Here is a 26,796-nt window from a genome sequence, read left to right as displayed (position 1 = left end):
TTTCCTCCTTCCATCATTTCCAAGGCAGAAGCTTTGTCTGCAGCCATCTGAGCAATAGTGAGAAAAAGTAGCCGAAGAACGAAATGAGGATGAGGCCGACATACATTTCTGTTAAGGAAAAGGCTTTGTACGATGTCCAAATTAAATAACCAATCCCTTGATGGGCGCCCATCATTTCGGCGGCAACAATCGTCAGAAGCGCAATGGCCTGCCCCATTTGGATACCTTCAAGCATAACTGGAAGAGACCCTGGGAGTGCAATTTTGAAAAAAAAGTCTTTCGGATTTGCCCCGTAGTTTTTGGCGACATCAATATAGATCCGGTCAATATTCATTACGCCTGCCGCTGTATTAATGACAACTGGAAAAAACACACTCCCGGCAATCGTGACGAGTTTCGATGTCTCGCCAATTCCAAAAATAATAATGATGATCGGAAGCAAGGCAATGGTAGGAATTGGCATAAGCGCCATGACTAACGGTTGAAAAAAATGCTTAAACGGCGAATACATTCCCATCAACAGGCCTAAAACGATGCCCGGGACAACGCCAAGCAGGAACCCCCCAAAAATCCGAACCAAACTAATCCCTAAATGATCAAAGAGTGTACCATTTAATATCATGTCAAAAAATGTTCCGATGATTGCTGTCGGCGGTGGAAAAAAGCGGGAATCGATAAGCTCTGTACGAGATAAAAATTCCCATAAAAGCAGAATAAATATTGGGGATGCAATCGTAAGTACTTGTTTCAGCCTTTGCTTCAGCCGCTGCTTTTGCCATTCTTCCTGTTCGACTTCCTCAGGGCTTTTGTCAAATTGCGTTGTTTTCGCTTCTTCCATATGCTTTGCACCACCTTTTGTAATGCATCTTATTCAAAGACGCCTAGATGGGTGAAAAACAGAAGTCAGATTTCAGATGCAGGCAGCGGGATCAAAAAAAGACTCTCGAAACCGAGAAGAATTGCAAGAAATGACCATACGACAACATCGATAACGCCATTCAACATTCGTACGGATTGGTCTATTGAAATGGCTGATGCGATATTTCCGGCAATATCATGAAAAAACGTTAATTGCGGGATTTGTTTCAAAGATAGGCTACAATTGTTACAATATAGGTAAAATCTAATGAACAGATAAGGAGTTTTTCGTATGAGTATTGATGGAAGCCAGCTTGAAAAGTATGCTGAACTCGCGGTAAAAACAGGCGTGAACATCCAAAAAGGGCAGCTTCTCGTGATCAACGCCCCAATTATCGCAAAAGACCTTGTCCTAAAGGTAACAAAAGCCGCTTTTGCAGCAGGTGCCGGCAATGTGCATGTGGAGTGGAACGACGACGACTTTTCGAAAGTCAAATATGATCATGCACCTGACGAAGCGTTCAAAGAATATCCGCTCTGGAAAGCAAAAGGCTACGAAGAAATGGTCGAAAATGGTGCAGCGATCATGTCAATCCTTGCACCAAACCCCGAGCTTTTGAAAGACGTTGATCCAGAACGCGTTGCCACGGCACAGCGTACAGCCGGCGAAGCAATGGAGAAATTCAGGCAATATATCCAGTCTGATAAAGTAAGCTGGACGATCGTTGCCTATCCGACGAAGGAATGGGCGGAAAAAGTTTTTCCAAATGTGGGCGAAGCAGAACAAGTTGAAAAACTATGGGAAGCGATTATGAAAGCAACAAGAGTTGACACCGAAGACCCTGTTGAGGCATGGCGAGACCACCAGGCAAACCTTCAACAAAAAGTTGAATTTTTAAACGGGAAAAAGTATAAAAAACTGCACTATAAAGCTCCGGGAACAGCGCTTACGATTGAATTGCCTGAAAAACACATTTGGGTTGGCGGAGGCGGAAAAAGTGAAAAAGGGATTCCCTTTGTCCCCAATATGCCGACAGAAGAAGTATTCACCACCCCGAAAAAAGATGGCGTGAACGGTACCGTCACAAGCACGAAACCATTAAACTATGGCGGTACGATTATCGATGGCTTTTCCTTTACATTTGAAAATGGGAAAATTGTTGATTTTTCCGCAAAGAAAGGCTATGAAACGTTAAAACGATTAATTGAAACAGATGAAGGTTCGCGCTATTTAGGAGAAGTCGCGCTTGTGCCCCATGATTCGCCGATTTCAAAAACAAATCTTATTTTTTACAATACACTATTTGACGAAAATGCTTCTTCGCATGTTGCGATTGGAAGTGCTTATGCGTTTTGCCTGGAAGGCGGCAAAACAATGTCGAAAAAAGAACTGAGTGAACATGGAGCAAATTCAAGCATCGTACACGTTGATTTCATGATCGGTTCTGATCAGCTTGATATTGACGGCGAGAAAGCCGACGGAACGAGAGAACCAATTTTTAGGCAAGGGAATTGGGCGGTTCAATAGCTCCCGAAGCTCCCAAGTTAATCGAAAGGCGTTTTTGCGTTAAAATAAAGATAGCAATTAGAGAGGGGGAGAAAACATGCAACCAATTGAACCACGTGAAGTGCAAAAAGCGGTAGAGCAGCTTTGCGGCAAAGAATTATACATCCATCTTGAAACAACGAACGGCGCCTATGCTTCCCACTACGACACTACGTTTTTGAATGCAGGAGGCTTTATCCGCAATGCGAAAATTCAATATACAAGAGGAAAAATCACTGGAAATGGACCGTATCGCGTTGGTTTAAAAATGGAAAACGGCTGGGTGTATGCTGAGGGGCTAACGGATTGGGAAATTGATGGCAAAGGCCGTCTCTTACTCGCCGGACACAACAGTGACGGCAAGCTTGCTGTCGCCTTGGAGCTCAGCGAAGAACCATTCTAGCAAATCCGCATAGTTTATGATCAATCAATATCCCTTTTTAAGAAAAAACGCTGGCGTGTCTTTGTCAGAGGTCAGAAGCCAGATTGGTTTAAATTTGCGAAGGATCAAGTTTATACTTTCTTAGGAGATCTAAGGTCAGAGGAATTCATACATTACAGGACAAGAAGGGAGAGAGAAACAAATGGAAAAAGAAAAACACGTTCTCGTTATTTTTCCTCATCCTGATGATGAAGCATTTGGGGTGTCGGGAACGATTTTGACGCATACAAAAAACGGAACGCCTGTTACATATATTTGCTGTACACTCGGTGAAATGGGGCGAAACATGGGCAGTCCGCCATTTGCGAATCGGGAAACACTTCCGGCAATCAGAAAAAAAGAACTTGAACATGCTTGCAAAGTGATGGGCATTAAAGATTTGCGCTTGTTTGGCCTTCGGGATAAAACGGTTGAATTCGAAGACATCGATGAACTTGCCGACCGATTCAACTCGGCCATTGATGAACTTCAGCCATCATTAATTATTACATTTTATCCGGGCTACAGTGTCCATCCCGATCACGATGCATGCGGTGCCGCGGTCATACATGCGGTCGGCCGGATGCCGAAGGAGAAGCGCCCTGTTGTCCACTGTGTCGCTTTCTCTAACGGCTGTGAAAAAGAAATCGGCGAGCCGGATATTTTGCGCGATGTGAGTGCAGTCGCTGAGGAGAAAATTTTAGCCATTCAATCCCACCGCTCACAATTTGGCGCCTTTATGCAAGGCAGAGCGTTGAAGCGCGGAATGGAAGATGAGCAAGTAATGAAGCGCATTCGGACAGAGCGTTTTTGGACATACAGGTGGCCAGACTAAGCAGATTGTTTAGTGGCGGGAGGGCGTTAACGTGAAGGAATGGCGTGAAATGGCTAACAAAATGAAAAAATGGATGCGTAAAGCCGGCGAAGTACAAATCAAACGGTTACATGAGCCGAAAAAAATTACGACGAAATCTTCGGAAATCGATCCTGTGACTGAGGTTGATATTTGGACTGAAAATTTCCTGATCCATAAAATCCAAAAAGCCTATCCGACACATCGCCTTTTAACCGAAGAAAGCGGAAATTACGATGGCAACGCCGAATATGAATGGGTGATCGATCCAATTGACGGAACCGTCAACTATGCACACGGATTTCCGCTCTTTTGCATCTCTGTTGCAGTGAAACATAAAAATGAGACGGTCGTCGGACTCGTTTACGTTCCGATGCTGGATGAATTTTATGAAGCCATAAAAGGAAGCGGTGCATTTCTTAACGGGAAGCGCATTTCCGTTTCATCAATCGATAAACTAAAGAAAGCGGTCATTTCCACCGGCTTTCCTTATGATCGGGCAACAGACCCTCTTAACAACGTCGATTACTTTAACGGCGTCATTTTAAATATTGCAGGGATCCGCCGTACAGGCAGCGCGGCCATCGACCTTTGCCAAGTAGCCGCCGGGCGATTTGACGGCTATTGGGAATTTAAGTTGAACGCATGGGATATTGAAGCAGGACTTTTAATCGTTGAAGAAGCAGGCGGCGAAACAAAACGGATCAAGCAGAAAAAAGGCAACTTTGTCCTTGCTGGAAATAAAATGATTTTTCCGCAGCTTGAAGCACTTCTAAACAAAGTGAAACCAATCACGTAATGGAGGCTATCCCCTATAAGAAAAAAGGCAATAAGGAGAGAACATTCTCACTTATTGCCTTTTTCTTTTGCAATCTGTTTGATCTCATCGTCGATTTCTTTTCTTATTTGCCCTGTGATTGTAAAGTCCATTGCATGTATATAGTACCCTTCCAACGTATCACGAAGTGCTTTCGCATGCGCCAACGCGCCTAAGCCTTCTTTCATTTTTGCGGCAAATTGTTCCTCTGCTATTTGAATCTTAAAGCTGTCTTTTTCACTCACATCGGAAACAAGAACTTCCGATTCCAAGTCAATCACTTTATCGTTTTTTCGTTCCGGGGCATACTCATGCGGCGGCGTGCTGTCAAAAATTGCAAGGTCTAATTCCTTTACAACGAGAAGATCAACACGTTCAGGCTCGAATTCACAGTGGTAGATTTCCGTGTCAAAGCCTCGGTTCTCGGCAGCAGAAGCAAGTGATTTTAGCAGCGTTGATTTTCCAACGCCTGGCCGCCCTTTTAAAAGATAGCGGTTTCCCACATCACTCGTTAGTTCACTGATAAAATCTACCGTCCCTGTCGGCGTATTCGCTCCGTGGAAACGATGCTTGATGTGAGGTTTTGCCGACTCCTTTTTTTCTTTAAAAAAAGTCGCTATGAGTTCATTCACTAACACTTCCATCTTCTTTCGATCGATATAAGGGCTCAACCGCTTTTTTCTCTCGTTATGAAAAATAAGTGCATCGCCAAATGCTTCATAAGCGGACTTGAATGCCGCACTCACTTGCTCTGTATGATCTATAATATCCTCTTTGTTTTTTCTTAACTTTTCTGCATCCCATGCAACCCCCAAATTTACATAGTCGTCAATCACACCAGGGAACCGTGGTTCGATGACATGCGGATTTGTTCCGTCCACGATGCCGGTTTTTAACTTTTGTATAATGACACCGTCAACCGACTCTTTATCAGAAGAGCAGTACATATATTCAATGTCATAGCCCCGATTCACCCATTCTTTTCCAATGGTTTTAATTAAAAAAGATTTGCCCGTTCCCGGCCCTCCTTTTAGAATGAAAAGGCGTTTAAGATCATTCAAGTTGGAGGAAAATAAACTGTAAAAACCAACCGATGTATTTCCGCCGGCAAAATAATTCGTTATTTTTCCTTTCACCCAAAACACATCCTTTGTGTGCGAAATCGATTTTCCTTCTACAACTTACTTTATGCGTAAAAAAATGATGGGTGAACACCCATTAAAAAAATGTTCAGAGGCCCGAAGCCGGATTCAGGACTGGAGGATCTTTATGGTTCAAGGAATCATTCATGCTATGATTGCAGCAATTTTTTTGATAAGCCCTACTTTCCCTAATACGAACGGGCAAAACGATGAGATAGAAACGTTTAAACCTGTTTCTAGCGAAGAGACGGACCAAACTTACTTCGTCGATATGATGCAAATGCATTCACTTAAACATTTAAAAGGATTTGAGGACAGCGAAATCTTTAGGGGAATTGAAAATGGTGCAGGCTATTGGATTGAAGTCCCTAAAAAATGGAACGGCAAGCTTGTCTTATACGCCCATGGCTACCGGGGAACAAGTTCAAAGCTTACAATCACTGAGCCGCCATTTCGAAAAGAGCTCCTTCAGGAAGGATATGCCTGGGCCGCTTCCAGCTACAGTACAAACAGGTATGATGTAGAAACAGGTATAAAAGATACTCATGCGTTGAATAGATTATTCCGTAACCATGTAGGGATACCTAGACGCACTTACATCATGGGCCATTCGATGGGTGGACATATTGCAGGCGTTTATGCAGAGCAATATGTGAATGTAGATGGAGCGGTTCCAATGTGCGGCGTGATGGGCGATATTGAGCTTTTTAATTTCTTTACAGCACACGGGCTCGCTGCCCAAGCCCTTGCCGGAATCAGAAAAGAAAACCAACAATTTCCTGCAGATGGTGAATATGATAAGGTAGTCTTGCCTAAACTGCGGGAAAAGTTGGGAAACGGTGTAACGAAAGAGCCATATACAGGCGCCACCGTGTTTAAAGAACTCACAACAGCAGGTGCGAAATTAAGCGTCGTTACTGAAAACCTATCAGGTGGAAAACGCCCATTATTCGATCTTGCCTATCGCCATCGATTCAACGATTTGTTGCTTCAACAGTTTCCTAAAAACCCGTACTTCGAGGTAGCGCCAGGCAATATCATTGATACAACAAATATGATTTATCAACTAGATTACAATCCAGAAATGTCCAAAGAGGAGCAAACGTTTAACGACAGTGTACTTCGCGTGTCCCATAACCCCCTGGCCAAAAATCGCAGCGGGTTCTCAAAAATTCCAAAAGTCACTGGGAATTTACGGGTTCCGACTGTAACTCTTCATACACTCGGCGACTTGTACGTCCCATTCTCTATGGAACAAATTTACAAAAAGAGAGCAATCAAACACGGAAAATCCAACTTGTTAGTCTCAAGAGCGATTCGGGGAGTCGGCCATTGCAAATTTACGTCTCAAGAAGAAATTCAAGCGTTACTGGACCTTGATAAATGGGTTGAGGAAGGGAAAGTGCCTGAAGGGGATGAGATTTTAGATCCCGACGTTGTGGCCGATAAACGCTATGGGTTGAAATTCACGTCAAAACTGCGTGATTACGATCCATTGAAATGAAATAAGAGCAACCGTCCCTTTCGATTCGGTTGCTCATTGATGTTACAGCAATTCTTTTCTTAATTGTTCAGCCGATTTGATGGATACGTATCCGGGCGGTACATCGTAAACCGTTTTTGCGCCTGCTTGCCCTTCTTTGCTCATGCGGTATGCGGCTCTCGCATAAGCAACGAGGACGCTCGCCGTAAATTCCGGGTTGCTTTCAAGCGCAAGTGAGAATTCAATATTTTGCTTATTCCCATCACCCGTTTTGCCGCTATGGATCACCACACCTCCATGAGGCATGTTTGAGTGGTTTTTCTTTAACTCCTCTTCAGTGATAAATGTTACTTTTGTTTCGTAATCTGCGAAATAGTTAGGCATTGTTTTAATATCTCTCTCGATTTTTTCCTTATCTGCCCCTTCTTCCGCGACGACATAGCAATCACGGAAGTGCTTTTCCGCTGTTGATAATTCAGGATTTTCTCCATTTCTTACCCGTTCCATCGCTTCCTCAATTGGAATGGTGTATTGTACACCAGCCTTCACGCCTTCGACTCTTCTGACAGCGTCAGAGTGCCCTTGGCTTAGGCCCTTTCCCCAAAATGTATACGTTTTGCCTTCAGGAAGGACGGCTTCCATAAACATGCGATTAAGAGAAAACAAACCTGGATCCCATCCTACAGAAATAATGCTCGTTTTTCCGCTCGCTTTCGCCGATTCGTTCACCGCCTCGAAATATTCCGGAATTTTTGCATGCGTATCATAACTGTCAATCGTGTTGAAGAGTTTTGCGATGCTTGGCCCTTGTTCGGGTAAATCGGTTGCTGAACCGCCACAAAGAATCATCACATCGATCTTATTTTTATAATGCTCGATATTCGAGATGTGTTCAGCTTTCACATCGTTTACAATCGTTAATGTACCAGGATCCCTTCTTGTAAAGACAGCTACTGCCTTCATATCGGGATTTTGGCTTATCGCAGACAAAACCCCTTTTCCCAAGTTACCGTAACCGACAATGCCAACATTGATTCTATCTTCCAAATGAGTCCCTCCTATATTTTATTTAATAAAAATTTCGTCGAAGATTTGCACTTTACATGTTAACTTTTTTTGGTTTTCTTCGCAATGAAATTCTTAATCATAGGTAGGCAAACTATGTTATAATATTCAGGTGCGGCGAGTAGAAAGGAAGTTTCATCATGACGAATCATAGAAAAGATCCAATATGGACGAAGAACTTTATTGGGATTACGATCACCAATTTTTTTATTTTTTTAATCTTTTACGCACTCTTGACGACATTGCCAATTTACGTCGTTGACAATCTACAAAGATCGGGCTCAGATGCAGGACTTGTTGTCACTGTTTTTTTATTGTCTGCAATACTTATACGCCCTTTGTCAGGAAAGATATTAGACGTTTTCGGAAAGAAAAAAGTATTGATTATTTGTTTGATTTTCTTTCTCCTATCGACCGTTCTTTATATATGGCTTACAGAGTTTTACTTGCTTCTTGCCCTTCGCTTCTTTCATGGGCTTTGGTTCAGCATCGCAACAACCGCGACGGGATCGATCGCAGCCGATCTTGTGCCCATATCAAGGAAAGGTGAAGGCTTAGGTTACTTTGTGATGTCGAATAACATCGCTGTCGTAGCCGGGCCTTTTATCGCGTTAACGCTCTTGCAATCTTCAACATTTACAGTTTTATTTATTGTGTTTACCGTACTTATGATTGGAGGCGTCCTTTTTTCAAGTTCCATTCAGGTTTCCTCTGTTCATCATCAAGCAAGCAAAAGTATGAAAATGTCCTTTGATGACTTATTTGAACGAAAGGCATTTCCTATTGCATCTGTCGGTTTTTTAGTTGCATTTAGTTATTCTACCGTCCTCTCATTTATTTCAGTGTATGCACAACAAAAAGGGTTAATGGCAGCCGCCAGCTATTTCTTTGTCGTTTTTGCTGTTGTGATGCTGCTCTCAAGACCATTTGTTGGCCGTCTGTTTGACGCAAAAGGGCCGAACATTGTCGTCTTTCCTTCGCTGATTCTTTTTACGGCTGGATTAATCGCGTTAAGTTTGGCTAATTCTGCGTTTCTTTTGCTTTTTGCCGGTGCGTTGCTTGGCTTAGGCTACGGAACGCTCGTCCCTTGTTTTCAAACGATGGCGATCCAATCCGCCCGTACCGATCGCAGTGCCCATGCTACGTCAACGTTCTTTACATTCTTTGATAGCGGCATTGCTGCGGGTTCCTTTTTATTGGGAATCGTCGCAACTCATTTTGGCTATGAGAAGCTTTACTTCTCCGCATCAATCATTGCACTCATCGCTTTACTTTTTTATCGAAAAGTAAGTTCTTCCGCAAAACAACAGGTACACATCGCACCCAAACCAACACAAATCAAAGAATAAATTGTATCAAAAAGCCTCCCGGTATGGGAGACTTTTTTATGCGCTCATGATTCGATCCAGTATATTTTTTTCCAGTAATGTCAGCTTTGTATCTGAGAATGCTCGCGGACGCTTCGCTGTATTTTGTACATCAAGCGTGATCTTCCCATCTTCAATCAATATAATTCGATCACCAAGCTTTATCGCTTCTCGAACATCATGCGTGACAAGAAGCGCTGTGAAGCCCTGTTCTAGCCAAAGTTTTTCAATCAGATTCTGCATTTCCATGCGGGTTAATGCGTCCAATGCGCTTAACGGTTCATCCAGCAATAACAAGGTCGGATTATACATCAATGCACGGGCAAGGGCCACACGCTGCTGCTGCCCACCAGATAGATTGGATGGCCACTCATTTTTAAAAGGGAGCAGGCCAACATGATCAAGTGTTTGTTCAGCTTTCTTCTTCCAACCACGTTTTAACCCAAGGCCAACATTGTCTATGACCGTTTTCCATGGAAGAAGCCTTGAATCCTGATACATCATCTTGGCATTCATATCCGATTCTTTTAAAGGGATTCCGTTATACGTAATTTGACCTGTGGTTGGCTCATCCAGTCCAGCTGCCAATCGCAAAAGTGTGCTTTTCCCACTCCCGCTTTTGCCGACAATCGCAATAAATTCTCCTTTTTCAATCGTTAATGACAAGTTTTTCAATACCGTTTGTTCGCCAAAACGTTTTTCAATCTGCTCTAGCCTGATTTGCTCAGTTTTTTCATTTATTGCTGCCTGGGATGACTCGCCCATCCATATCCCTCCAATTCATTAACGAATATAACTTTTATGCCAGCGCAGTGCTCTTCTCTCTCCCCAGCGCGCCAGCATATCCGCCAGTTTTCCAAACAGTGCATAAAGGATAATCGTAATAATAATGACATCCGTTTGCATAAATTCCTGGGCTGTCATAGCCAAATAACCGACACCTCTTTCTGTCGCAATTGTTTCGGCAACGATTAAAGTCAGCCACATGACCCCTAACGCATATCGGATACCGACAAATATGGAGGGTAATGCGCCTGGAAGCAAAATTTCTTTGAATAGCTTCCACCCTTTTAATCCATACATTTTTCCCATTTCAATAAATCCCGCATCGATATTTTTTATGCCGTGGAGCGTATTGATATAAACAGGAAACATGACCCCGATTGCAACGAGGAAGAGTTTGGCTGCTTCGTCAATCCCGAACCATATGATGACAAGAGGAACTAGGGCCAGGTTTGGGATATTGCGCACCATTTGCAATGACGTATCCGTAAAAGAGAATGACAATTTGGATAAGCCATTCGTAATCCCTAAAATGAATCCGATCCCGCCACCAATCAATAAGCCGACAAACGCTCGCAGCAAGCTTCCTTCCATGTGGTAGGCCAATTCCCCTGATATAGCCAGCTCATAAAAACTCTTGATTACCGTGAGCGGAGCTGGAATAAGCCGCGTTGAAATCCACTCATTTGCTGAAACAATTTGCCATCCGGTTAAGAATAATATCGGAAGTAGCCAAGGGATGATTTGTTGTGCGAATCTGTTCTTCACTATTCTGCACCCCTTTATTCATTAATTGGCATGTCTTTTGAAACGTCGACTTTTTCCGGAATCAAGCCGATCTCATAGTAAACATCCGCCTGTTTTTGTTGTGCATCAATCATATCCTGATTGACCCGTTCAACAGCATATTGACGCCGATCTGTAGCACGCTCGATTACTTTTGCATCGATCCCAAGTGCTTTTGAAATTAGCTTTACTACCTCCGGCTTGTTTTTATTCGCCCATTGATCCGACTCGTCGATTGCATTCAAAACGAGATCTACCAATTCAGGATGCTCTTTATTAAAATCTACATTGGCATAGTAAAATGTTCGATTCGGATAGCCATAATCTTTTCCTTCTGTCAGATTGATCGTATCCAAGTCGATTTCCGCACTTGCAAAGAAAGGATCATATGTTGCCAAGGCATCAATTTTCTTTGTTTCAAAAGCTGAACGCAATTGCGCTGCATCTTCCAAAAAGACCCATTCCACATCATCAATGCTCAAACCTGCATCCTTGACCGCAAGAATCGCCAAATAATGATGGTTTCCGCCTTTCAAAGCACCAATCTTTTTCCCTTTTAAATCCTCCACCGATTGGAAACCGGAATCCTTATGAACCAGAACACCTACTCCTTCAGGATTTGGCAAATCTGCACCAACATAAACTAATGGCTTGTTTCCTGCCTGTGCGAAAATTCCAGGCCCATCAGCTGCATGGCCAAAATCAATATTTCCAGTATAAAGAGCTTCCAAAACCTTGCCGCCTTGAACGAATTCTCTCCATTCGACATTGTATCCTTTACCTTCAAGTTTCTCTTCCAATATGCCGCTTTCTTTTAAAATATTGAGCGTATTGCCTTTTTGGTAGCCGATGCTTATCGTTTTCTCATCATCTTTTTTATTATTATCTGAAGCGTTTGATTCGGCTTTCGACCCGCATCCTCCTAGAATAATAGAAAAAGAGAATAATACTGCCATAAATGATACTAAGCTTAATCTGCCTTTCATAATGTTCGCTCCTCTTTGATGATTAATCCAATCTAAATACTTGGATTTATATTTTTAAAAAACAAACTCCCATTTTAGGTTAGTTTACTTTATAAACGCCGCCAAACAATTCAAATGTTTCATTCGTATTTCCAGAAAAATTTGCTTGAAATATGCTTTCACCTTGCCTTTTAAGCACCTCCGATACAACACCTTCTCCATTCGGAGTGCAGAAAACCAAATTTCCACCCGGAAGCTCCAAGGTCTGGCATTTCGCCTGAAGATCCTTGTCAATAAACGCTTTTCCTTCGTTTAGATCCAGCAGATGCGACCATTTTGAAACGGTCTGCTCCAAATCATTCACTGCCAGCGAAAGATGTGAAAAAGTTGCTTTGGATGGATGCGATACAATGGTTTGCCTCTCAATCAAGTCGGTTCTTCTTTCCTCATCGCTTTCATTCCATTGAATAATAAATGGCAATTCTAATGCGCCATTTTCATCACCTGCATACAAAAGCCGCCATTCGATAACACTGCCATCAGGCCTTTGTCGACTTAAAGGAACAGGGCCATTTACGGTCAAGCCTTTCTCCCGGAAACGAGCTGCTACTCCTTCAATATCTGTCGTACGCACCGCAAAACGGACAAAACCTTCTTTGAACTTGTTTTTTACAATGGTTTCTCTCATGCTATGCCGGGGGTGTTTCGTTTGTTTAATTAATTCCCTGTCATAGGTGCCGAGAAATTCGATGTAGCTTAGGTCAAAATAACAAAGTGCATTATACGTTCCGTGATTTTGATGCTTGCCACCTTCAACAGCGTGTATTCCCCTTTTTTCCAATTCCTTTATCACTTTCTTCGGTTTCTCGACAAAGTGAACTAAGTGATCAAATTTAAAACCCATATTTATGCCTCCATTCTTTAAAGGATGTTCAAAAAGTCCGGGAACGATAGGCTGCGAATCTCTTCGTCAGCTTGCTTTTCCGCTCCTCACGTATCCTACAAACATACGCTGCGGTGCTCAAATCTGCGCTTCCTCGACCTTCTTGCCTCTCGTTGTCCTCCTTTTTGTACACGGACTTAAAATAAATAATGTGAAACGATTTTCACAAATGCTTTTTCTATGTTTAATAAAGCTTTCTCATCGATATCAAATTTTGGATGGTGATGCGGATAATGTGTATTCTCGTTTTCATTTTGCGAACCCATTCTAAAATAGGTTCCCGGCTTTTCCTTTAAGTAATAGGCGAAATCTTCCGCTGCCATTGATGGTTCAAAGTCAATGATCGCTTCATCCGTAAAGACATCCGACAAGAGTTTTTGGACAATTTCTGTTTCCTTTTTATGATTAAACAAAGCGGGATATCCGCGAAGGTAATCGATTTTATATGTTGCATGAAATCCGCTTGTGATTCCATTTACAATGGAGTAAATTTCTTCTTCGACCTGATCACGCACCTTCTCATCGAATGTGCGGACAGTACCTTCTATTCTTGCCGTGTCAGGAATAATATTAAACGCATTACCCGCATGAAAAACTCCAATGGTGACTACGGCTGCTTTCAAAGGATCAATTCTTCGGCTGACAATCTTCTGCAAAGAATCGACAATCTCGCTCCCAATAACAAGTGCATCTATCGAGTGATGCGGTCTTCCTCCATGCCCGCCTTTTCCTTCCACGATAATTTCAAATCGATCCACGGCGGCCATTTTGTACCCTGACCCGACAGCTGCTTTACCTAAAGGAATGTCAGAAGCAAGATGTGCACCGAATATGTAATCTACTTCATCAAGAACATTTTCTTCGATCATGGATTTCGCGCCACCCGGTGGTTTTTCCTCGGCATGTTGAAAAATAAAAAGGATTGTTCCTTTTATGTTTTCCCGAAATTTACTCAATGTCTGCGCAGTACCTAATAAAGCAGCGGTATGCCCATCATGTCCGCAAGCATGCATGACATTGGGGTTTTGTGATTTGTATGGAAACGAATTCTCCTCATTAATTGGAAGTGCATCAAAATCCGCTCTTAGCGCAATGGTTTTCCCTCGTTCCTTTCCTTTCAAAATTCCAACGAGGCCATTTCCGCCAATATTTGTTTTCACTTCAAGTCCGAAGCTTGTTAGTTTTTCCGCAATATAAGCTGCGGTTTTTTCTTCCTGAAAAGAAAGCTCTGGATACTGGTGTAAATACCTTCTCCAGTTCTGAACGTCATCAAAGTGTGAGTCAAGCTCTGTAAAAATTGCATCTAAAACATCTTGATGAAGTACGTTTTTCAAACTAACTCCCCCAATTGATTAGTATATTATTCCGATTAGATTTATGTGATTAATTATAACAGTGGTTTTAAAAAGTTCAAGCTTTTTTTAACTCATTCATTTTTATCAAAAAAATTGGTTATGGATTGGCCTAAATTCGCGAAAGAGACAAATTTATACTTTCAAGAAAGAGGGCGCTTTTGGACGCCCCTTATAAAGATCCAAAACAGTTCCAAAAACTAGGCAATCAATGTTATAAAATCAACTGGTACAACTATATGAAAAGAACGGTTGTGGGTAATTGTCCTCTAGTAGCCGTCCCTTGTGTCTGCGAATCACTTGCTGGCTAAAGAGGGCGATTTGGAAACCCTCCTATATTTGGATAAGGAAGTTTGGCCAAAAATCCATAAATCAATCTTTGTCGAGGTTGCCTTTCGTTTAATTGTATAATCTTACCAAATGGACAGTGCCACCTTTGCTTGAAGCTTTACCTTTTTGGCACTTTTTCGGAATAGATTAATCAGAATATTAAAACATTTTTTATGCAATTCTCGTGATAAAAAACATATAAAAAAGATCGCCGATGGAAGCATGGCGATAAGACTAATATAAATGTTGCATCCCTTTTTATTGAACACAATATTTGGTGCATAATATCTGTTAAATGGAAGGGAGGAAAAAAATAATAAAAAAAAGTATTAAAACCGTGGTTAAATAAGATAGATGGATTTTCTTTTTTGTTGTGATACTTGTAGAATATTTATTAATTATCGATAGAACAAGCCAATATATTAAAAATAAAAAATAACAAATGATAAAGTACAAAATCCACCGCCATTCCTGTACCCATTCTGCTAAAGGGCTAGTTATTGCCAAAACGATGAAAATAAAAGTGGAAATGCCAAAAATCAGCAATGAAATAATATGCATTTTACTCCAAATGGGATGCGACATTATTGTTTTTTTTTCATTTTGGAATATTGTTATTAAATAAAAGCAACCTACAACGATTATTATGAAAAGCATTGCCAAAAAAATAGGTTTAAAAATCAAGTATGAATTTGACGACATGGGAACTGCAATATCTTTTTTATACAAATCTGCACAAAACATAGCAATGACTAAAAAGAGTAAGGTAATAATTTGGAAGAATGTCCACTTAGGAAACACGAATTAATCAACTCCAAAATGCCTTGAAAACTTGTAGTAAAAGGTTTTTTATTAAGATCAAATGCTTTTATATCTGCAAGTATTTCTTCACCGCGGTTATTAAAAACGATTCTGCCTTATGTATTGTATTTATCAGCAACCCCTAAATTTTCCTGTCTTTTTATTTATTCCATAATCTTATCAATTATATCAATTTTGTTATTTTTTTACGACAGAAAAAGCAGGCAAAAAAAATAACGATTGGTGGTACCAAGAGACGCAAGTTTGTCTCGATATTGGTTAAATGCCATTGGATACACTAGAAGCCTGCTTATGGTAGTATTTAAAATGGACATATCTACCAAAAATGGAGTGGGAAAATGAAAATACTCAAGAAGTTTATTTTTTTTATTATAACTTTTAACGTAATATTTTTATTAATCTTAAACTTACAGTACATTATTAGATTTAATAATAGGAACTATGATTTCTTTTCATCGTTAATGTATTCGTCTATTCTTTCTATTAGTTTCACTATAATACCTTTAGTTTTTTTTATCTTTAGTTGGTTTATTTCAAATAAATTTCTTATTCAGAAATTACAACTCAGTAACTCTTCTATTTACTGTTATTTTAACCTATGTGTTCATGGAAATAATGACTAATGACTCTTTTTTTTCATTAATGACAATTGTTAGCACTATATTAACTTTATGCCTTTTTTTCTATATATATAGGAAAAATGGTTATGAAAGTAAAAATTCTAACTAGTTTTACGGCAGGAATACACTTTTTTGAGAGTAAGCATACAAAGTTTTTGAATGGAATGGAGGACGCCCACCTCCTGAATAATGGGTAAATAGCTGCTCATCGGGAATGGACTCGACCATTTCATCAATGACACGAGCGGCATGATGTTCAGTGATCAGCTCTTGAAGATTATAAATATAGAAGCTTTGCCGATTGTATGGTTTAAATGTAGGAGTAAGTTTGCCTTTTTTCCTCTTTTACTTCTAAAGAAAGTGTCATTTGTGTGTTATACATATCATTTAGTAATCTTCGGATTGCTCATAAAAAATCGGCCTTTCTGAGTGTTGTTGTGGTAACTTTATTCTACTAAAAAGGGCGATTGTTTGTATGCATTTTTTGATAAAAACAAGGAAAGCTGTCACAGAAAATCATTTTTCAATGACTTTCAGGACAGCCCCCTCTTTTTTAATGCCTAACACTAATCGCACCAACCTCTGTCCTTACTTTTAAAGTCGGGCCATTTTCACCTATGCTTGACTTAATGTTCCCGCCAGAAAGATTGTCAAACCCTGTCAACCCTTTTACTTTGGCCCGGCCGACTTCACTTGCAAGATCAAGTTTTAAATCTGTTGGCACTTCCTTCAACATAACTTTCACTTCACCGACCTCTGATGTTGCATTTAGATTTTCTGTCATTTTTTCCATCGTCACTTCAATCGTGCCCGTTTCCGTACGAACGTCTATTTTCCCTACGGCACTTTTAACTTTTACCATGCCAACGGATGAAGATAATCTCGCGGAATCGCCATTAAATTTTTCAACAACAATTTGCCCAACCTCATTTGCAGCGTTTAACGCTTTCACGTCAATATCGCCGAGATGAATTTCGCCAACATCTGCTTTTATTGCGATTTTTTCAAATGTTTTTTTAGGAACGTGTATATCGAGCGTTGGATAATCTTTGTTATAATCGAAACCAATGTTTAGATATGGGATGTTAAATGTCTCATTTTTACCGATTAAAGCTGTTACATTCAGAGTGCCTGATTCGCTCTTTACGTCAAATTTCTTTTTTGCATGTTTTGCTGTCTTGCCATGAAAATGGACATCAATTTTATCACCTTTACTTTCTTTGATTCTAACCTTTCCAACGTCGACTTTAATATCTAGATTCGTAATGTTATCTGCGTTCATCTGCTTCTCTTCGTCAATTTGCGCTTTTGGACCAACAGAAAAGCTCGTCGTTCCAGTTATGAACATACCTAGGCCGCCTATCACAACGAGCGCGATTCCGATCATCACCAATTTTTTCATATTAATGGACTCCTTTAATCATTTGTACATTAAATTTGATATAATTTAAAATCCACTTGTATAGAAACTTTCCAGCGTAATACATACCGATCCCCAGTAAAATTCCTAATCCACAAAAAGCTACAGCGACAAAGAACCCTAAGATGTTGGGAGAACCTAATAAAAGCGATATGACCCATAACAACGGAGAAAGGGTTAATATGATCGCACTTGCACATAATCCGATATAAGCCCCGAAAATGCCGACGACTGGCCCAAGAACGAAAACGATATTGAAAAAACTAACGCTAAGTGTCGCGATGACCGCGTAGGTAATATTTTTTACAGAGCGATCGGTTTCCGCTTTTGAAATGCGATAGTCGACAAGCAGCTCTTTTGCGATCGTTTTTGGATTTCCCAAATTGCGTGAAATGTCTTCTTCTTTTTCCCCATTTGCCAAAGCGATTTCAAAATGTTCTTCAAAGTCATAGAGCATTTCTTTGCGGTCATGTTCAGGAACCTTCTGTAACTCCAACTCCCGCCCTAAACTTTTCAGAAAATCTTCTTTAGTCATTGCCGATAACCTCCTCGATCAATTCATTCACACTCTTGCTGAATTCGTTCCATTCATTGATTAATTGATTCATATAGGCTCTGCCTTTATTTGTTAATGAGTAGTACTTTCTTGAAGGGCCTTCTGAAGATTCAGCGAGGTACGTCGTGAAATACCCTTCTTTTGTCAAACGGCGAAGCAGCGGGTAAATCGTCCCTTCTGCTACATTGATGCGTTTTGAAATGCTTTGCGCAAGTTCATAGCCGTATTGGTCTTTATTAGAAATAAGAACGAGTACACACAGTTCAAGCACACCTTTTTTAAATTGAACGTTCATTGTTTCCCAACTCCTACTGTTGTTAAACCACTACTAAATAATGTTTAGTACCGACGTAAAAAAATACCTTATCTATAAGATAATATATACTACTGTATATTGCAAGATAGTTTTTTAAGAATAAAGCGCCCAAATTAGGACGCTGTTAAAACACAATTGTTTTATTCCGGTGGACAAGGATGCGGTCTTCCAAATGCCATTTCACCGCGCGAGCCAACACGCTGCGTTCGATCGAACGGCCGATTTTCTTTAAATCTTCGACGTCGTTTCGATGGTTTACACGCTCGATATCTTGCTCAATAATCGGCCCCTCATCAAGGTCATTCGTTACATAATGCGACGTGGCACCTATTAATTTCACACCTCTGTCATAAGCGCGTTCATACGGCTTGGCGCCAACAAAGGCAGGCAAAAACGAATGGTGAATATTAATGATCCGGTTTGGATGGGCCGCAACGAAATTCGGTGTAAGAATTTGCATATATCGGGCGAGTACGATGACATCGATGTCAAATTCTTCAAGCAGCTTCATTTGCTTCGCTTCCGCTTCGGCGCGGATATCTTTATTCGCAGGAACATGGTAATACGGAATGCCAAGCGGTTCGACAATTTGCCGAGCATCTTCATGATTGCTCACTACAAGTGCAATATCTGTCATTAAATCTCCGCTTTGCCATTCCCATAACAGTTCAAGCAGGCAGTGCAATTCTTTTGAAACGAAAATCGCCATTTTCTTCACTTCAAAGACGTATGTAAATTTAAAGTCCATTGAAAAGCGCTTCGCAATTGGCTGGAACTCGGCTTCGATTTCATTGGCTTTTTCCTTTAAGTTTGGGCATTCAAAAACAAAACGGATGAAGAAACGCCCGCCTTCCGGATTTGTCGAATATTGGCTTGATTCGATAATATTGGCGCCTTGCTTATATAAAAATTCAGATACTGCCGCAACGATCCCAGGCTGATCAGGGCAGTCAATCAATAAGCGCCCTCTATTTTGGCTTGCTTTTTTAAATGCTTCGATTCTTTCTTTGATATATGGCGTCATGCTCTATCCCTCTTCTTTAAATCGTTCATGACTATACTATACTGCAAATAACAAAAGATTGAAATGGTGGTGAAAATTTTTATGACGAAAAAAAGGTTTTTTTGTTATAATATATGAAGTTGTTTATTTAAAAAGTCCGAATACTTACATATGTAAAGGAAAATGCTTATGATTATTGGATTAACGATTATTCTTATTTTAGTCTTACTTTTGCCGTTTACTGTCAAACAAGTCGAACATAATTTGGAAGCCTTTTTATTTGTAATGGGAATCGCTGCCGCCTTCATAAGTCATGTTCTCGATAAATCGTTATGGTTTAAAGCACTCGAAGACCCGATTCATATTACGATTGCTGTTTTTGTTGCCGGCCTTTTATTCAAGTGGCTGGAATCCCCATTGGAAAAAGGGTTTCTCGGTATTAGCCGAATCATTCCATTCCGTGTCTTTCTTGCCCTGATTGTCATCGTGTTGGGGCTGATTTCGAGTGTCATCACAGCGATCATTGCTGCGCTTGTGCTCGTGGCAATCGTTTCCGTATTGCCTTTAGATCGGGAATCCGAGCTTCGCCTCGTGATTCTTGCTTGTTTTTCAATTGGACTAGGAGCAGCTTTAACACCAGTCGGTGAACCGTTAGCGACGATCGCAGTCAGCAAATTGGATGCCGATTTCTTTTACTTGCTGCGCTTAATTGGGCCAGATGTTATCTCTGCTGTCGTTCTCTTCGGAATTTTAGCGGCTATTCTTATCAAGCCGAAGGATAATGGTAGTGGATTAAAAAGCGAAAAAGTTGGGGAATCCTACGGAGAAATCATCGTTCGCGCTTTGAAAGTATACCTTTTTGTTATGGGATTAACGCTTCTCGGCGCCGGTTTTGAACCATTTATTGAACGGTATTTACTCGGTTTAAGCCCATATATTTTGTACTGGATCAATATGATTTCAGCTATTCTCGACAATGCAACACTTGCAGCGGCTGAAATTAGCCCGGCGATGGACGAGCCCACGCTGAAAGCCATTTTACTTGGGCTTCTCATAAGCGGCGGAATGCTTATTCCTGGTAATATCCCTAACATTATTGCAGCGGGCAAACTGGACATTAAAAGTAAAGAATGGGCCCGCTTCGGTGTCCCTGTTGGTCTTATCGCAATGGTTGTTTACTTCTTAGTCATTGTCTTCATTGGATAGGATTTTGCGAATAGAAAGAGATAACTCTTTTATGTATGCGAGTTATCTCTTTTTTCATTTCTGGCTGATAATTGAACAAATTAGCAGGCTGACCTACTAGTTAACAACATCGATTTACTTTTCCACTTTCATACCTATCCTTCAACACGAAGACATAATATTCTTTTTCAGACATAATCGGTTCATTCGGGTACTTCCGCATATGATGCTCCACATATCTTTCGTAGTTGGGCATGCCAAAAATTGTTTTAATATTACAACGCACGTGTTTGATAAATTCTTTCATCTCCATCACTTGTTATTACCTCCGATCACCGACTGAAATTGTTGACTGAACAAACGGTGTTTCATGTAATTCTATTTCTTTCTTGCGAATTAGAATATCGTACCAAGTCCGAAAGGAATCTAATATTAGCAAAACAACAATGACGATAAAGAAAATCGTAAAGACCGCATCTAATCTATCATTAAAGACAATTTGTTTCATTACTTCCATGTTAGGTGCCGGGGCAAGGACTTCACCTGTATTAATCGCATCTTGATATATTTTCGCATGGGCAAAGAATCCAATTGCAGGAACGGATGAGAATAGCTTCATGAATGCAGCCGTTAATGTAGTAATGCATAAAAATACAAACGGTATCATCGTGACCCACATGGCACGGGCTTTACCCATTTTAATAATAATCGTTGTACCGACAGCAAGTGCAATCGCTGCCAACATTTGGTTCGATATTCCGAACAATGCCCATAAAGAATTAATTCCCCCAAATGGATCAATGGCTCCTTGGTAAGTAATATACGCCCAAGCAATGGTAATAAGTGCAGAAGCAATCACATTGGATAAAAGATTATTCGTCCTGCCAAACGGTTTATAAAAGTTCCCAACTAAATCTTGCAGCATAAATCTCCCAATCCTTGTTCCGGCATCAATTGTTGTCAAAATAAAAACAGCTTCAAAAAGAATCGCAAAATGATACCAAAAAGCTTTTGCCCCTGCTAGAAAACTTGTGAAAATCTCAGCCATTCCGACAGCTAATGTCGGTGCCCCACCTGTACGGGATAAAATCGTTGCTTCGCCAATATCCGCTGCCGCATTTGTTATTTCATCGGGAGTGACTTGGAAGCCCCATGAAGAAATGGCCGTTGCCGCCTGAGCAGCATCTGCTCCAATTACAGCCGCTGGAGCATTCATCGCAAAGTAAAGGCCTGGGTGCAATGCACAAGCAGCGATTAAAGCCATGATTGCAACGCCTGATTCCATTAACATCGCGCCGTAACCAATCATTCTTGCTTGCGATTCTTTTGTAATCATTTTTGGCGTAGTCCCCGAAGAAACAAGGGAATGGAAACCGGAAACGGCTCCGCATGCAATTGTAATAAATAAAAATGGGAATAGATTACCAGCAAATACCGGTCCAGTCCCATCAATAAATCGGGTTATCTTTGGCATTTGCAATTCAGGTAAAACGATTAAAATGCCTGCTGCCAATAAGAAAATAACTCCGATTTTCAAAAAAGAACTTAAATAATCTCGCGGTGCAAGCAAGAGCCAGACTGGCAGGATCGATGCAATAAACCCATAAATTCCGATTAAAACCGCTAATTGTCCCCCAGTAAAAGTAAACATTTTTGCCAATGTTGGGTCAGCAGCTACATATTGCCCTCCCCATAATGCGAGCATTAATAAAACAAAGCCAATTAATGAACCTTCCAGCACCTTGCCGGGGCGAATAAAACGCATATAAATCCCCATCAAAATTGCAATTGGAATTGTAGCCGCAATCGTAAAAACGCCCCACGGCGAGTCAGCAAGTGCCTTTACAACGACTAGTGCCAACACAGCAATTAAAATGATCATAATCGCGAGAATGCCGATGGAAGCAATAATTCCTCCGAACGGGCCTACTTCCTCCTTTGCGATTTGACCCAACGATTTCCCATTTCGACGCATAGAAGCCATTAAAATAACAGCATCTTGTACAGCGCCTGCTAACACGACACCAATAATTATCCATAGTGCTCCCGGAAGATAACCCATTTGAGCTGCAAGTATAGGTCCTACAAGCGGCCCCGCACCGGCGATCGCTGCAAAATGGTGTCCGAACAATACCCATTTATTTGTCGGGACATAATCCTTCCCATCATCATGAATCTCAGCAGGCGTTGCTCGATTATCGTTCAATTTAAAGATTTTATAGGCAATATATTTACTATAAAAACGATAGGCGACAGCATAAGTACAAATTGCTGCAATAACGAGCCATGCTGCAGAAATCGTTTCACCATTAGCAAGGCCTAATATAGCGAAGGCGGCAGCTCCAACAATCGAAATGGCAGTCCAAATAAGTACAGATAAAATGCCTTTCTTCATGCTTTTTTCCTCCTAACCAATCCTTAATACTGTAATAAAGAACACGCCTTTCAAACCTTCTTTACCTTTCCTATCGTATAATCATTTAAAACGCGAATGGCAGCGACAAGAATCATATGCTTCTTTACATACTATTCAACAATTTCCGCAAATAAAACTGGTTTTAAAAGACTGTTAACGTTAGTACAGAAAATCCTAATTTGAGTATTAAACGCGGCTGCCTATGTTTTTGGTGAGATCCATCTTTAATTCGATTGCGCATGAACCAAGAAATACAACAAAGAAATACCTCTTTTTTAGTTAGCAGGTTTATTATATCAAATATTCGAAAAAAATCATTAATTCATTTTATTTATATTTTGTTGTTTGCATTCGTTTTCTATGGTAAAACAAACTGAGTAACTCATTTTGTAAAAAGAAAGGCTAATAACTATGCAATCGCCAGCAAATGATGCTCGTCGAGCGTTTCTTATCATTGGAATTATTTTTGTTGCTTTTAATTTGCGCCCCGCAATTACATCTGTTGGCCCACTTATTCCATTCATTCGTAATGATTTGGGCATTTCAAACGGTGTCGCGGGTTTCATTACGACGCTTCCTTTACTTTCTTTTGCGGCCCTATCCCCGCTTGCCCCAAAGATTGGAAAAAGGATCAGCAATGAAAGAACGATTTTCCTTGGGCTGATTCTTTTGGCGGTTGGAATTGGCATCCGTTCCATTGGTTTAATTGAAACCTTGTTATTAGGAACATTTTTAATCGGATTGGGCGTTGCAATTTGTAATGTCCTTCTTCCTAGTATTGTAAAAGAAAGGTACCCTACGAAAGTTGGCGTTGTAACGAGTGTATATTCTACATCTATGGGGATTTTTGCCGCTTCAGCATCTGGAGTAAGCGTTCCTTTAGCCCAAACGTTTGGCCTTGGCTGGCAAACATCTCTAGCCATATGGGCTGCTTTGGCTTTCATTGCATTGCTTTTATGGTCACCGCAACTAGGCAAGCAGAATAAAATCGGCCAGATACGCCAGACAGTACAAAAGCGGCAATCCCTCCTTCGTTCGACACTTGCATGGCAGGTTACACTTTTTATGGGACTGCAATCTTTTTTGTTCTACTGTACGATCGCATGGCTGCCGGATATTCTCCATTCCCAGGGAATAACCGTCGCCGCAGCGGGTTGGCTTTTGGCTATCATGCAATTTGCAGGCTTGCCATCGACATTTATAACACCTATGCTTGCGGACAAGCTTTCGAATCAAAAGGGGATTGTTGTCACAGTGAGCTTCCTCTATATCATAGGTTTGGTCGGTCTCTTTATAAGCAGCAACTTGATGTTTGCAGTTTTATCTGTTATTTTCATTGGTTTTGCCCAAGGATCAAGCATTAGTCTTTCACTTGCTTTTCTCAGCCTTCGGGCGGCGGATGCAAGCGAGGCAGCTTCGCTTTCAGGAATGGCGCAATCTTTTGGTTACTTGTTGGCCGCAGTCGGGCCAATTTTCATCGGGTTTCTTTTCGATAAAACCTTGTCATGGACAGCTTCAATGATGACCTTGGTTATTGTTGCTGTTGCAATGTGTGGAGCCGGAATCGGCGCGGGTCGAAACGAATTTGTATCTGTTCCATCGAAAGGAGAGTCATCATAAAGAAAGAAGAATGAGCTGAATCAAGTAAGCCCATTCTTCTTTTTATGGCACGTATTTATTTAAAATCGCATCAACACTTGGACCGTACGCTTCACCGAACATATTTAAGTGTACTAACAAATAGTAAAGTTGATAGAGAGATTTAATTTCGCCATAGTCCGAAGACAAAGGAAAGCTCGCTTGATAAGCATCGTAAAAATCACGAGAATAGCCGCCGAAAAGCTCAGTGAATGCAATCTCAAATTGCCGATCGCCATACAAAAATGACGGATCAATAACATACGGCTCCCCTTCTGGGCCGACTAGCCAGTTTCCATTCCACAAGTCACCATGCAAATAAGAAGGCTTCACTTCATTTGGAATCCAATTTCCCAAGTTTTCCACTAACTTAACAAGTTGCTTCTTCCGCTTCCCGCCTATGTGGTTTCTTTCGATTCCTAGCTTTACTTGCGCTTTTAACCGTTTGTCCCTATAATAATCAAGCCAACTTATGTACAAACCGTTCGGTTGCGGCAAATGGCCGATAAACGTATCGTCTTCAAAACCATGTTTCTTGCCAAAAGTGGAATGAAAAGCGGCAAGCTGTTCGCCAAGCCTTTTCTCCGTGCCGTCATTCTTTTTGCCGTCGATCCATTCCAATGCAAGAAATCCATTGCTCTCTTCATCGGAAAAGGAAAGAACGTCCGGTACTTTTATCGTGTCCGTTTTCCTAATTTGCTCCAATCCTTTTGCTTCCATTTCAAAAAAACGTTCGGGAGACCTTTTATTATATTTAATAAAATATTTGCGTTTCTCCGTTTCGATATAATAGCTATCATTGATTGAACCGCCGTGCACCCTCTTTGCCTGTATTAAAATGGAGGCATCCCCGGCTTTTTGCAGCGCTTTTTTTATGGCTGGATCCATTACGCTTAACCTTCAATCCATAGCTTCATCGGGCTCTTTTCTTTCTTTTCCAGCGGCATGTGGGCAATATCAATTGAGCGTTCCTCTTTCGTTTTTTTTAATTCCTCATAAATGAAGGTTGATTTGCCGAGTCCTGCGGCAGCCGCATCTTCAATTGATTCACAGTAATACACTTTAGTGATCCCTGCAAAATAAATCGCCGTCAAGCACATCGGGCACGGTTCTCCGCTTGCATACATGATGCAGTCTTCTAAAGTAGCAGCTTGCAGCTTTTCTTGGGCTCGGCGGATTGCGAGCAATTCTGCATGACCACTGACATCATAGGTTTTGTGTAATTCATTCACGCCTTCTGCAATGATTTGTCCATTTTTCACAAGCACCGCGCCAAACGGCTGCCCGCCCTCATTGACATTCCTGGCAGCAAGCTGAACTGCGCGCTCCATAAATTTATCCACCGTTTATTCCTCCTTTTGCTACAGCTAGTATATCATCTTACAAAATGTTTTAAGTAAGGTTAATTTCCTAAACCATTCCAATAAAAATTAACAATTTGTTCTGCCATTTCATCTAATGACGGAAAAATAGGTTGTCCGCCAGCATCCTTATAATTTCCGATTGTTAGCATAGCTACAAAGGCATGCGCTCCTAAACGAGAGGAACCTTGAGAAATTTCTCCCTTCTCCATCGCATCCTTTAAAGCTTGCTCCAGTACTTCATACATTTTTTCTTCTGTTTCTTTTATCTGCTGTAATTGCTCATCAGATAAGAAATTTTGGGGTTCTTTCATAAAGGCGTTTAAATCAATATTAATTGTTGCTTCCAAATGTGCCTTGGCAATTTCTAGTAATCGTTCTTTGAGAGGTTTGCCTGCGGAAAGAATTTCATCAATTCTTTTCCTAATCCGGATCATCATTTGGATCATCGCATCGGTAAAAAGATCGGCTTTCGTTGCATAGTAGTAATAAACAGTTGCCTTGGTTACTCCACATTTCTTTGCAACATCATCCATGGAAACTACCTGATAGCCTTGTTCAAGAAACAATTGAGTAGCTACGTCTAAAATCATTGCTTTTGTTGGCTTTGCCTGTTTATCGTGACGCGGTCTCCCAAGGGGGCGGTATTCCCGTTGCATTGATGTCTCTCCTAACTTAACAATAGTCAAAAATAGTATAACACACCTTGAATAATTAACTATCCAGTATATATAATTATCTATAACCG

The 26,796-nt window shown here is 40.9% G+C and carries 26 protein-coding genes; 8 read left to right on the top strand and 18 right to left on the bottom strand.

The features are described from left to right. Positions 1 to 13: 13 nt before the first annotated feature. On the bottom strand, positions 14 to 838 hold the full coding sequence (locus tag DCC39_RS10965; protein ID WP_116554944.1) for an ABC transporter permease: 825 nt from the start codon (positions 836 to 838) through the stop codon (positions 14 to 16). A 65-nt stretch (positions 839 to 903) separates the two neighbouring features. Further along, on the bottom strand, positions 904 to 1,089 hold the full coding sequence (locus tag DCC39_RS10960; protein WP_116554943.1) for a hypothetical protein: 186 nt from the start codon (positions 1,087 to 1,089) through the stop codon (positions 904 to 906). 61 nt (positions 1,090 to 1,150) lie between these two features. Here DCC39_RS10960 and DCC39_RS10955 point away from each other — a divergent pair, with 61 nt between their 5' ends. The 4 genes from DCC39_RS10955 (at position 1,151) to DCC39_RS10940 (ending at position 4,477) form a co-directional block, all read left to right on the top strand. Next, on the top strand, positions 1,151 to 2,386 hold the full coding sequence (locus DCC39_RS10955; protein WP_116554942.1) for an aminopeptidase: 1,236 nt from the start codon (positions 1,151 to 1,153) through the stop codon (positions 2,384 to 2,386). 76 nt (positions 2,387 to 2,462) lie between these two features. Continuing rightward, positions 2,463 to 2,807 carry a YojF family protein gene (locus DCC39_RS10950; RefSeq protein ID WP_116554941.1) on the top strand — a complete coding sequence of 115 codons (345 nt, stop codon included), beginning with the start codon at positions 2,463 to 2,465 and terminating at the stop codon, positions 2,805 to 2,807. Between the two features lie 181 nt (positions 2,808 to 2,988). Beyond that, entirely contained in the window at positions 2,989 to 3,660 is a 672-nt protein-coding gene (bshB2, locus tag DCC39_RS10945) for a bacillithiol biosynthesis deacetylase BshB2 (RefSeq protein WP_116554940.1), read from the top strand. 31 nt (positions 3,661 to 3,691) lie between these two features. Then, entirely contained in the window at positions 3,692 to 4,477 is a 786-nt protein-coding gene (locus DCC39_RS10940) for an inositol monophosphatase family protein (protein ID WP_240613606.1), read from the top strand. A 47-nt stretch (positions 4,478 to 4,524) separates the two neighbouring features. Here DCC39_RS10940 and DCC39_RS10935 read toward each other — a convergent pair whose 3' ends face one another. Beyond that, positions 4,525 to 5,631 carry a PRK06851 family protein gene (locus DCC39_RS10935; protein ID WP_116554939.1) on the bottom strand — a complete coding sequence of 369 codons (1,107 nt, stop codon included), beginning with the start codon at positions 5,629 to 5,631 and terminating at the stop codon, positions 4,525 to 4,527. Between the two features lie 133 nt (positions 5,632 to 5,764). On the opposite strand from DCC39_RS10935, the gene DCC39_RS10930 reads away from it, so the two are divergent. Beyond that, entirely contained in the window at positions 5,765 to 7,141 is a 1,377-nt protein-coding gene (locus tag DCC39_RS10930) for an alpha/beta hydrolase (RefSeq protein ID WP_116554938.1), read from the top strand. Positions 7,142 to 7,183: 42 nt separating this feature from the next. On the opposite strand, the gene DCC39_RS10925 is transcribed toward DCC39_RS10930, so the two are convergent. Continuing rightward, the gene (locus DCC39_RS10925) at positions 7,184 to 8,167 is read right to left on the bottom strand and encodes a diaminopimelate dehydrogenase (protein ID WP_116554937.1); all 984 of its coding nucleotides are present in this window, start codon (positions 8,165 to 8,167) and stop codon (positions 7,184 to 7,186) included. Between the two features lie 158 nt (positions 8,168 to 8,325). Between DCC39_RS10925 and DCC39_RS10920 the strand changes: the two genes are divergently transcribed. After that, on the top strand, positions 8,326 to 9,534 hold the full coding sequence (locus tag DCC39_RS10920) for an MFS transporter (protein ID WP_116554936.1): 1,209 nt from the start codon (positions 8,326 to 8,328) through the stop codon (positions 9,532 to 9,534). Between the two features lie 36 nt (positions 9,535 to 9,570). Here DCC39_RS10920 and DCC39_RS10915 read toward each other — a convergent pair whose 3' ends face one another. The 9 genes from DCC39_RS10915 to purU form a co-directional block, all read right to left on the bottom strand. Beyond that, entirely contained in the window at positions 9,571 to 10,317 is a 747-nt protein-coding gene (locus tag DCC39_RS10915; protein WP_116554935.1) for an ATP-binding cassette domain-containing protein, read from the bottom strand. An 18-nt stretch (positions 10,318 to 10,335) separates the two neighbouring features. Next, entirely contained in the window at positions 10,336 to 11,103 is a 768-nt protein-coding gene (locus tag DCC39_RS10910; protein WP_116554934.1) for an ABC transporter permease subunit, read from the bottom strand. Between the two features lie 14 nt (positions 11,104 to 11,117). Continuing rightward, positions 11,118 to 12,107 (bottom strand): aliphatic sulfonate ABC transporter substrate-binding protein, encoded by a 990-nt coding sequence (locus tag DCC39_RS10905; RefSeq protein WP_116554933.1) that lies wholly within the window; start codon positions 12,105 to 12,107, stop codon positions 11,118 to 11,120. Between the two features lie 79 nt (positions 12,108 to 12,186). Beyond that, complete coding sequence (locus DCC39_RS10900) at positions 12,187 to 12,990, bottom strand: VOC family protein (RefSeq protein ID WP_116554932.1); 804 nt, start codon at positions 12,988 to 12,990, stop codon at positions 12,187 to 12,189. A gap of 176 nt (positions 12,991 to 13,166) precedes the next feature. Further along, positions 13,167 to 14,363, bottom strand: coding sequence for a M20 metallopeptidase family protein (locus DCC39_RS10895; protein ID WP_407071851.1), 1,197 nt, complete (start codon positions 14,361 to 14,363; stop codon positions 13,167 to 13,169). A 2,343-nt stretch (positions 14,364 to 16,706) separates the two neighbouring features. Continuing rightward, entirely contained in the window at positions 16,707 to 17,555 is an 849-nt protein-coding gene (locus DCC39_RS10885; protein ID WP_116554930.1) for a DUF4097 family beta strand repeat-containing protein, read from the bottom strand. 1 nt (position 17,556) lies between these two features. Further along, a complete protein-coding gene (locus DCC39_RS10880) occupies positions 17,557 to 18,108 on the bottom strand; it encodes an HAAS signaling domain-containing protein (RefSeq protein ID WP_116554929.1) in 552 nt (183 codons plus the stop codon). Next, positions 18,101 to 18,424, bottom strand: coding sequence for a PadR family transcriptional regulator (locus tag DCC39_RS10875; protein ID WP_116554928.1), 324 nt, complete (start codon positions 18,422 to 18,424; stop codon positions 18,101 to 18,103). Before DCC39_RS10875 ends, DCC39_RS10880 begins: the two co-directional genes overlap by 8 nt. 145 nt (positions 18,425 to 18,569) lie before the next feature. Beyond that, a complete protein-coding gene (purU, locus tag DCC39_RS10870) occupies positions 18,570 to 19,469 on the bottom strand; it encodes a formyltetrahydrofolate deformylase (RefSeq protein WP_116554927.1) in 900 nt (299 codons plus the stop codon). 168 nt (positions 19,470 to 19,637) lie between these two features. Here purU and DCC39_RS10865 point away from each other — a divergent pair, with 168 nt between their 5' ends. Continuing rightward, on the top strand, positions 19,638 to 20,654 hold the full coding sequence (locus DCC39_RS10865; protein WP_116554926.1) for a DUF1646 family protein: 1,017 nt from the start codon (positions 19,638 to 19,640) through the stop codon (positions 20,652 to 20,654). 100 nt (positions 20,655 to 20,754) lie between these two features. Here the strand turns inward: DCC39_RS10865 and DCC39_RS10860 are convergent, their stop codons facing one another. Together DCC39_RS10860 and DCC39_RS10855 are read right to left on the bottom strand one after the other, a co-directional pair. Next, positions 20,755 to 20,946, bottom strand: coding sequence for a CstA-like transporter-associated (seleno)protein (locus DCC39_RS10860; protein WP_240613611.1), 192 nt, complete (start codon positions 20,944 to 20,946; stop codon positions 20,755 to 20,757). 9 nt (positions 20,947 to 20,955) lie between these two features. Beyond that, complete coding sequence (locus tag DCC39_RS10855; RefSeq protein WP_116554925.1) at positions 20,956 to 23,028, bottom strand: carbon starvation CstA family protein; 2,073 nt, start codon at positions 23,026 to 23,028, stop codon at positions 20,956 to 20,958. A 432-nt stretch (positions 23,029 to 23,460) separates the two neighbouring features. Between DCC39_RS10855 and DCC39_RS10850 the strand changes: the two genes are divergently transcribed. Further along, positions 23,461 to 24,669: a CynX/NimT family MFS transporter gene (locus tag DCC39_RS10850; RefSeq protein ID WP_116554924.1), complete on the top strand. Its 1,209-nt coding sequence runs from the start codon at positions 23,461 to 23,463 to the stop codon at positions 24,667 to 24,669. Between the two features lie 42 nt (positions 24,670 to 24,711). Here DCC39_RS10850 and DCC39_RS10845 read toward each other — a convergent pair whose 3' ends face one another. Genes DCC39_RS10845 through DCC39_RS10835 form a run of 3 tightly spaced genes read right to left on the bottom strand, consistent with a single transcriptional unit; the run spans position 24,712 to position 26,707 of the window. Then, positions 24,712 to 25,575, bottom strand: a complete 864-nt coding sequence (locus DCC39_RS10845) for a fructosamine kinase family protein (protein ID WP_116554923.1) — start codon at positions 25,573 to 25,575, stop codon at positions 24,712 to 24,714. A 5-nt stretch (positions 25,576 to 25,580) separates the two neighbouring features. Beyond that, on the bottom strand, positions 25,581 to 26,030 hold the full coding sequence (locus tag DCC39_RS10840) for a nucleoside deaminase (RefSeq protein ID WP_116554922.1): 450 nt from the start codon (positions 26,028 to 26,030) through the stop codon (positions 25,581 to 25,583). Between the two features lie 59 nt (positions 26,031 to 26,089). Beyond that, entirely contained in the window at positions 26,090 to 26,707 is a 618-nt protein-coding gene (locus DCC39_RS10835; protein ID WP_116554921.1) for a TetR/AcrR family transcriptional regulator, read from the bottom strand. Positions 26,708 to 26,796: the final 89 nt, after the last annotated feature.

The sequence above is a fragment of the Pueribacillus theae genome, assembly GCF_003097615.1.
Classification (GTDB): Bacteria; Bacillota; Bacilli; order Bacillales; family UBA6769; genus Pueribacillus; species Pueribacillus theae.
Note: the sequence above shows the minus strand (reverse complement) of the source record. Positions and strands in the feature narration are given on the sequence as shown.